A 5,973-nucleotide genomic window follows, 5' to 3' on the forward strand; every position below is an offset into this window, starting at 1 on the left:
GCCGTGACGCGGGTGCGGGCCGCCGTGGTGGCCGCCGAAGCCGCGGCCGCCGCGCGGGCCAGGTCCGAACCCGGGCCCGCCAGGTCCGAACCCGGGCCCGCCGGGGCCGAAGCCCGGGCCGAACCCGGGTCCGAACGGCGGGCCGGACGGGCTGCCGGCGGCGTCCTCGTCGAAGGCGTCGGGACCGGCAGGGCGGTGGTGGACGTGGTGGTGTCGCATGGGTGGTCTCCTCAGGTGCGTGGGCGTCGGCGGGGGTGCGGGACACGGCTCGACCGGGAGGACCCGGGAGGGGTGCGGCGCGATGCCGACGTCCTGAACGATATATCGTTGATACATCGTTCGCAACACCTTGGACCCGTCAGGTCGGCGGCAGCGGTGACCAGAACGACCAGGGCTCCCCCTCCGGCCCGAGCGCCCCGTACTCGCGCACGCCGTACGGCTGGTCCGTCGGCGGGTACGTCACCGTGCCGCCGCGCGCGACGACCGCCGCGTGGTGGGCGTCGACGTCGCGGACCGTCACGACGAGCATCCCCGTCGAGGCCCCGAGCGTCGCCGGCGACGCCAGCCGCCACTCCGGCGCCACGCGGTGCAGCATGACGATCCCGTCGGCCGTCCGGACCTCGCCGTGCACGACCGTCCCCGCGTCGTCGCGGTGCACCGGCCCGGGCTCCAGCCCGAAGACCTCGACGAGGTGCCGGTGCGCGGCCTCCAGGTCGGCGTACACGAGGACCGCGACGCGCCGCAGCGGCTCGGTCGACGCGACCGCGGTGTCCTCCAGCACCGCCAGCAGGCGTCGGCACACGTCCACGTCGCCCGCGTCGTCGCCGCGCCGTGCCGTCCCGTCGCCGGCGACGTCGGGACGCGTCGCGCTGAGCCGGTGCAGCAGGCGCTCCATCCGCAGCACCTGGTCCTCGAGCTCCGCGAGGTGCGTGCGCAGCGCGCCGTCGAGCGTCCACCCGGGCGCGTCGAGCGCCGCCGCGATGTCGTCGAGCGACACCCCGAACCGCCGCAGCACGCTGATCCGGTACAGGCGCTCGACGTGCGCACGCCGGTAGACGCGGTGACCGGCGGCGGTCCGGTCCGGCCGCAGCAGGCCCACGTCGTCGTAGTGGTGCAGCGTGCGGACGGTCAGCCCCGTGAGCGCGGCGAGGTCGCCCACGCGCCAGCCCGCGCCGCCGGTCCCCTCGCCCGGCGCGCCGTCGTCGTCCGCCCGCTCGCTCACCCCGCCCGCCTCGCGCTCGTCGGGACCCGCCGGCCCGTGCCGCGGCTCAGAGCGGCGAGTGGATCGCCCAGCGGTGACCGAACGGGTCGACGAGCCAACCGCGCCGCTCGTCGCCCTGGTCCGCGGGCTCGCGGTCCACCGTCGCGCCCGCCGCCACCGCCCGCGCGTACACGGCGTCCACGTCGTCGACCTCCAGCACGACGGCTGCCGTCGCATGCCCGAGCGTGGCCGGGGCGTAGGCGCCGTAGTCGTGGTACTCGTCGGACAGGTAGAAGGGCCGCCCGCCGATCGCGAGCGCCGCGAAGCCGATCCGCCCGTCGTCCTCGGTGTACCGCTCGCCGGTCTCCGTCGCCCCGAACGCGGTCGCGTAGAAGTCGATCGCCGTCGTCGCGTCGTGCACGGTCAGGTAGGGCACCAGCTGGGTCATCGCAGCCTCCCGGTCGGTCGTGCCGCGGGCACCGGCGCCCGCACCGCCGACGCTAGGCCCTCACGTCACGTGAGGTGCAAGGGTCAGAGGCGAGGATCCACGGGCTCCGACTCCAGCGCCAGGACCGCGAACACGGCCTCGTGCACGCGCCACAGCGGCTCGCCCGAGGTCGCGCGTGCGAGCCCCTCCAGCCCGAGGGCGTACTCCCGCAGCGCCAGCCCGCGCTTGCGGCCCAGGCTGCGCGACCGCAGCCGCTCGAGGTTCGCCGGCTCGGTGTAGTCCGGGCCGTAGATGATCCGCAGGTACTCGCGGCCGCGCACCTTGATCCCCGGCTGCGCGGGTCCGCCCCGGCGGCCGCGCACGAGGTTGCCGAGCGGCTTGACGACCATCCCCTCACCGCCCGCCCCGGTCAGGTCCGTCCACCAGGCGACGCCCGCGCCGACGGACGCCTCGTCGTCGACGTCCACGACCAGCCGTCGGGTGCCCTGCAGCACGCCCGCGGCGTCCGCGGCGACGAGCCGGTCCGCGACGTCGAGGTGCCAGAGGTGGTCCTGCGTCTCGAAGGTCCGGCCGTCCGCCGCGAGCACCTGGAACGGCGCGAGCCGCACGCCGTCGAGGCCGTCGGTCGGCCACACGTACCGGCGGTAGGCGTCGGCGAACGCGTCGGCGTTGCGCCGCCGTGCGTCAGTACGGTCCAGCAGCCCCGCGACGTCGAGGCCCCGGGCCGCCGCCGCGCGCAGGGCGTCGACGGCCGGTGAGAGGGCCGACCGGGCCGCCGCGCCGACGGCCGCGTACTGGTGGCGCAGCAGGTCGCCGGCCTTGACCGACCAGGGCATGAGCTCGGCGTCGAGCAGCAGCCAGCCCGTCGGCCCGTCGTCGGGTCCCAGGGTGTCCCACAGCCCGGCGGTCGTGGCGGCGTCGCGGAGGACCGCGAGCAGCGCCTCGGAGCGCGCGGCGTCGAAGAACGGCCGTCCCGTCCGGGTGTGGACCACGCCGGTGACACCGTCGGGCATGCCGAACCGTCCCGACGCCGCCGCCTGGTCGCGGCAGACGAGCACGACGGCCCGCGACCCCATGTGCTTCTCCTCGCACACGACCGTGCCGACGCCGTCGGACCGGTAGGCGTCGAACGCCTGCGCCGGGTGCTCCAGCAGGTCGCCGTCGGGCGCCGTCGCGCACGGGCTCATCGTCGGCGGCAGGTACAGCAGCCAGCGCGGGTCGACCGCGAACCGGCTCATGACCTCCAGCGCGCCCGCCGCGTTCTCCTCGGCGACCGTGACGCGTCCGAGCAGCGTCGTCTCGACCGAGCGGCGGCCGAGCACGTCCGACACGTCGAGCACGTCCGGGTCGCGTCGCGCCGTGCCGGACGGCACCGCGTCGAGCGGCCGAGCCGGCTCGCACCACGTCCGCTCCGCCGGGACCTGCACGACCTCACGCTCCGGGTAGCGCAGGGCCGTCAGGTGCCCGCCGAACACGCAGCCCGTGTCGAGGCACATCGTGTTGTTCACCCACGTCGGGACGGCCGTCGGCGTGTGCCCGTACAGCACCGTCGCGCGCCCGCGGTAGTCGTCCGCCCACGGCAGCCGCACGGGCAGCCCGTACTCGTCCGTCTCCCCCGTCGTGTCCCCGTACAGCGCGAACGACCGCACCCGGCCCGACGCCCGGTTGTGGAACGACTCCTTGAGCCCGGCGTGCGCGACGACGAGCGCACCGCCGTCCAGCACGAGGTGCGCGACGAGCCCGTCGCACCAGTCCCGGACCTCGCGGCGGAACTCCTCGCTCTCCCCGGCGAGCTGCTCCAGCGTCTCCGCGAGCCCGTGCGCGACGCGCACCTGCTTCCCGTCGAGCGCGCGGACCAGCTTCTCCTCGTGGTTCCCGGGCACGGCGAGCGCGTGCCCGGCCGCGACCATCCCCATGACGAGGCGCACCACGCCCGGGCTGTCCGGTCCGCGGTCCACGAGGTCCCCCACGAACACCGCGCGCCGCCCCGCCGGGTGCACCGCGTCGACGGGTCGACCGGCGTCGTCCCGGACGAGCGCGTATCCCAGCCGGACCAGCAGCGCCTCGAGCTCCGACCGGCAGCCGTGCACGTCGCCGACCACGTCGAACGGGCCACGCTCGTCGCGCCGGTCGCTCCGCAGCGGCTGCCTCGCGATCACCGCCGCCTCGACCTCGTCGACCGACCGCAGCACGTGCACCGTGCGGAAGCCCTCCTTCGCGAGCCCGCGCAGCGAGCGCCGGAGCTGGTCGCGCTGCCGCCGCACGACGTGCGCACCGAGGTCGCGGTCGTCGCGCGCGGCGTTGCGGGCGACGCACACCTCCTCCGGCAGGTCGAGGACGATCGCGACCGGCAGCACGTCGTGCGCGCGGGCCAGGTCGACGAGCGACCGCCGGGCCTGCGCCTGCACGTTCGTCGCGTCGACGACCGTGAGCAGCCCGGCGTCGAGCCGCGCGGCCGCGACGTGGTGCAGCGCGTCGAAGGCGGCGCGGGTCGCGCCCTGGTCGTTCGGGTCGTTCGCGACGAGCCCGCGGAAGAAGTCGGACGACAGGGTCTCGAACGGCCCGAACGCGCGCGCGGCGAACGTCGACTTGCCGGAGCCCGACGCGCCGACGAGGACGACGAGCGACAGCGCGGGCACCGTCAGCGTGGTCATCGGGCCTCCTCCCCGGTGGTCTCGGTCGTGCGGCGGAACACCGCGAGCTGCGTCGGCGGGCCGACCTCGGGGTCGTCGTCGCCGACGCCCAGCAGCTCGACGTCGTACCCGTACCGGTCGGCGGCGGCGCGCGCCCACGCGGCGAGCTCCGCACGGGTCCACTCGAACCGGTGGTCGTGGTGCCGCATCGTCCCCGCGGCCAGTGTCGGGTAGCGGACGTTGTGCTCGGCGTTCGGCGTCGTGACGACGACGGTCGGCGGGGCGGCGACGCCGAGCACCGCGCGCTCCAGGGCGGCCAGGCGCGGCGGGTCGACGTGCTCGACGACCTCCATGAGCACCGCGGCGTCGAAGCCCGCGACGCGCGCGTCGGTGTACGTGACGGACGACTGCGCGAGCTCGATCCGGGCGCGCCGCCGCGCGGGCATCGTGTCGAGGTGCAGGCGCCGCGCGGCGACCTCCAGCGCACGCGGCGAGACGTCCACGCCGAGCAGCCGGTCGAACCGCGGGTCGTCGAGCAGCGCACCGAGCAGGTGGCCCTCACCGCAGCCCAGGTCGACGACGCTGCGCGCCCCGGCCAGCCGCAGCTGCTCGACGACCGCGTCGAGGCGGCGCCGCGCGAGCGGCACGGCCGCGGGCGGGTCGCCGTCCTCGCCTGCCACCGCGGGCCCCGGGTCCTCGCCCGGCAGGGCATCACGGTCCGCAGGCACGGCGTCGTCGAGCGCCTCCGGCTCGGCGTCGTCGACCTCCGCGAGCCGCGCGACCGCGCTCGCGACGAGCGACCCGCGGTGCGCCAGGTAGCGGCGGGCGATCTCGTCGCGCGCGGGGTGGTCGGCGAGCCAGCCCTGCCCCGCGCGGACGAGCTTGTCGACCTCGTCCAGGCCGACCCAGTAGTGCTTCGCGGCGTCGAGCGTCGGCAGGAGGACGTACAGGTGCTGGAGCGCGTCGGCGACCCGGAGCGTGCCGCGCAGCCGCAGGTCGACGTACCGGGAGTCGCCCCACTCCGGGATCGTCGGGTCGAGCGGGACGGGTGTCACCTCGACGTCCCAGCCGAGCGGCGCGAACAGCCGGACGGCGGCGTCGGCGCCACCGCGGCACGGCACCGACGGCACGTGCACCTCGAGCGGCCACGCGCGCTCGGCGAGCTCCGGACGCTGGTCGCACCGGCCCGCCATCGCCGTGCGGAAGACGCGACCCAGGGCCACGGCCAGCATCGACGACGCCGCGTACGGGCGGTCGTTGACGTACTGCGCGAGGCTGAACGCCGCGTCGCGGGCACCCTTGCCGCGCACGAGGGCCACCGGGTCGACCTCCAGCACCAGCGCGACCGTGACCACGTCGTCGTCGGCCTGCGGGTAGAGCACGTGCGCCACGCCGAACGCCTGGTCGAACCACTGCACGCGGTCGGGGTGCTTGTGCAGCACGAAGCCGAGGTCGCGCGCGGCGTCGTCGCGGGTCGTCAGGGTGAGCAGCACCCGCGCATCGTGCCAGCCCGGCGAGGGGTGGACCGAACGGATTGGTCCTGCGTCACCCCGACGCCGTCGGTGGCCCCTCGCGGTGCCCGGCTCGCCCGGCGTGGCGCCGCTCGCGTGCCGCGTCCCGTTCGGCGCGACGCTCGTCGCGCCCGCCGGCTCCCGCGCGCCCGGGCTCGTCGCCCTGCCGCTCGTCCCGGC

General features: G+C 76.3%; 4 protein-coding genes and 1 pseudogene. All 5 read right to left on the minus strand.

The window, feature by feature from the left end; genetic code table 11:
- Positions 1–219: pseudogene (locus CTKZ_RS22205) on the minus strand (hypothetical protein); the annotation flags it as partial.
- Between the two features lie 139 nt (positions 220–358).
- Entirely contained in the window at positions 359–1,222 is an 864-nt protein-coding gene (locus tag CTKZ_RS12115) for a MerR family transcriptional regulator (protein ID WP_124343184.1), read from the minus strand.
- A 46-nt stretch (positions 1,223–1,268) separates the two neighbouring features.
- The gene (locus CTKZ_RS12120) at positions 1,269–1,649 is read right to left on the minus strand and encodes a VOC family protein (RefSeq protein ID WP_124343185.1); all 381 of its coding nucleotides are present in this window, start codon (positions 1,647–1,649) and stop codon (positions 1,269–1,271) included.
- An 83-nt stretch (positions 1,650–1,732) separates the two neighbouring features.
- Positions 1,733–4,303, minus strand: coding sequence for a polynucleotide kinase-phosphatase (locus CTKZ_RS12125; RefSeq protein WP_124343186.1), 2,571 nt, complete (start codon positions 4,301–4,303; stop codon positions 1,733–1,735).
- Entirely contained in the window at positions 4,300–5,775 is a 1,476-nt protein-coding gene (locus CTKZ_RS12130; RefSeq protein ID WP_124343187.1) for a 3' terminal RNA ribose 2'-O-methyltransferase Hen1, read from the minus strand. Before CTKZ_RS12130 ends, CTKZ_RS12125 begins: the two co-directional genes overlap by 4 nt.
- Between the last annotated feature and the right edge of the window lie 198 nt (positions 5,776–5,973).

Origin of the sequence: Cellulomonas algicola (assembly GCF_003851725.1) — a bacterium.
GTDB classification, from domain to species: domain Bacteria; phylum Actinomycetota; class Actinomycetes; order Actinomycetales; family Cellulomonadaceae; genus Cellulomonas; species Cellulomonas algicola.